The organism is Thauera sp. (genome assembly GCF_035444905.1).
Classification (GTDB): domain Bacteria; phylum Pseudomonadota; class Gammaproteobacteria; order Burkholderiales; family Rhodocyclaceae; genus Thauera.
Genome location: NZ_DAOMPS010000163.1, coordinates 1 through 488 on the forward strand (window position 1 = coordinate 1; position 488 = coordinate 488).

Below are 488 nucleotides of genomic sequence, written 5' to 3' on the forward strand. Positions count from 1 at the left end.
CTGGCCCGTAGGGCGAGGCGCTAACGCCGAGTAAAAAGCGGAGTTTATACGTAACCTGAGTTCAGGATAAGAAAAGAGGAGTTGAGCGCCCGCCTTTTTGCGTAAGATTATGTTTCCACAAACAAATCGATCGCATCCTGGAGACGCTCATGGACAGTTTAACCGAACTTTTTTGTCTCATAGATGATTTCTGCCACCAGTTCGAGCCTGCTTTAGAGCACCATCTTCTGGAAGCCGGGATAAAAAAGCGCAAACGCCGCAGCAAGTTGAGCTTATCGGAGTTAATGACCTTAACTGTTTTGTTCCATCAATTGCGCTTTCGCCAGTTCAAGAGTTTTTACCTGGTTTACGTGTGTCGTCACTGGCAGGCTGAGTTTCCAAAGCTGCCGAGCTATCAACGATGTGTGGAACTCCTGCCCGCTGTGTAGCTCCTTTGGCAGCCTTGTTCGAGATGCTCAAAGGCCAGTGTGACGGGATTTCCATTGCTG

Annotated in this window: 1 pseudogene; it reads left to right on the forward strand. The window is 49.0% G+C overall.

What is annotated here, in order from left to right:
- Nucleotides 1–149: 149 nt before the first annotated feature.
- Nucleotides 150–488, forward strand: a pseudogene (locus PLC66_RS22830) (IS982 family transposase); the annotation flags it as partial.